The following is a 1,791-nucleotide window of genomic DNA, read 5'->3' as shown; positions in this document are numbered from 1 at the left end:
CATAGGTTGCTGCTGAATCAAGGTCAGAAGATGAAGTACTTGCTGCCAACATAGAGTGGGTTTCTAAAAAAAGGAATGAAGTGCACCAAAAAAGCTGAACAAAAATGTTCAGCTTTTTTCTGTTTCATCAGTATTATCGAACTATAAATATTGCGGATTGCTTAAGAAGCATAACATTCTATAAATGATACGGCTCTCTATTAGTTAACCCCATACAACTAATTACTTGTGGTGGTAAACTATTTTTTGTGAAGTTAAATGTATATAACAATATGCCGTTTGAACAGGATACATAATTTTTGTATACACTTCTAAAAAATAATTAAAGGAGTCGTTCATGTTAGCCCTCAATGTTCAAAACATCGACGAAGAAACACGTCTCAAACAAAAAATAGCTAATCTGGAAAATCAGCTGGCTACTGCTAGAATGCGTTGCTCTTTATATGAGCAGTTGGTCGGATCGTTAACACAATTACCGATATCCCAAAAAGCAAAATTAGTGTCCATGCTCCATGGTCAGTACTCGCTGACGAAACTGCTCAATTTAATTCAGCTCCCCCGAACAACTTATTACTATAGGAAGAAACACAATTCTAATTATGATAAATATGAATCATTAAAATGTTTTATTCGTAAGACCTTCCTCAACTCGGATGAGACCTATGGTTATCGCAGGATTTGTCATTTGGCTAATGAAGCAGGGTTTAAGTGCTCACCCAATACAGTTTTAAAATTAATGGGTGAGCTTAATTTACACGTAACCGTTTATTCAAAACATGATGATAAATATAATTCTTACGAAGGTAACAATGGTTTACAAAGCGACAACGTTCTTCAAAAAAAGTTCGATGCGGTTCAACCCTACACGGTATTGCACACCGACATCACACAAGTCCGATTGCGCGATCATCGTTGGGGCTACATATCCGCAGTACTTGATGAAGCTAGCCGCGAAGTTCTCTCGGTAGTTGTTACCGCAAGTCCGGACAAAAAACAGATTAATCAAATGCTCGATCAACTGAAAGAACGATTGCCAAAAGGATCCTATCCGATTATGCATTCTGATCAAGGATGGCAATATCAACAACCGGATTATCATTGGCGATTGAAAGAAATGGGTATTATTCAAAGTATGTCTCGAAAAGGTAAATGCCATGATAATGCACCAATCGAGAATTTCTTTAGTATTTTAAAGCGAGAACGACTTGATCGATACCCACCACATACGCTGCATGAATTAAAGGAAACAGTAACCGCGTATGTAGACTGGTATAACCACAAACGAATTTCTTTAACCCGAGATGGACTGCCACCTGTTTTATATAGAAATGAATATGTATCCCCGAGTGTTCAAGAAGTTTGAGGCGTCTAGCTCAAATAATTGCATTAATAACTAGTTTTGCTACTAAACTTTTACTCACTCAAAAGGTTGTGAAATAACACTCTTTTTTGTCAAAATAAGCCATTAATTCTGTTGATTTTTAAAAGTTATATCATCGATTAGTTACCTTTTGTTAGCGCTACAATCACTGATTTAAAAGCATTCCTATGATTTCCCTCCGTCTATAAATCACACACAACTTAAGTATGCGAAAGTAATTCACAAAATGTTGTTGCAAATGAGTAACAAACAAATATAATTATATTTAGTTATCCGACTTTAACTTTTTCTTAATGATTGAAGTATCGTTTAACAAAACACTTTACTAATTATATTTGTAAAGACAGGGAGGGACTCTATGTTGGCAGCAAGTACTTCATCTTCTGACCTTGATTCAGCAGCAACCTATG

At 35.8% G+C, this 1,791-nt stretch carries 1 protein-coding gene; it reads left to right on the top strand.

Annotated features, from left to right (window positions below):
* Positions 1-337 precede the first annotated feature (337 nt).
* The gene (locus tag IV55_RS10030; RefSeq protein ID WP_146993660.1) at positions 338-1,363 is read left to right on the top strand and encodes an IS3 family transposase; all 1,026 of its coding nucleotides are present in this window, start codon (positions 338-340) and stop codon (positions 1,361-1,363) included.
* Positions 1,364-1,791: the final 428 nt, after the last annotated feature.

The sequence above is a fragment of the Furfurilactobacillus siliginis genome, from assembly GCF_001437435.1.
Taxonomy (GTDB): domain Bacteria; phylum Bacillota; class Bacilli; order Lactobacillales; family Lactobacillaceae; genus Furfurilactobacillus; species Furfurilactobacillus siliginis.
Note: the sequence above shows the minus strand (reverse complement) of the source record. Positions and strands in the feature narration are given on the sequence as shown.

Excerpts from the sequence above, each read along its gene's own strand:
- IV55_RS10030 (WP_146993660.1), top strand. The coding sequence starts at position 338 with ATGTTAGCCCTCAATGTTCAAAACATCGACGAAGAAACACGTCTCAAA.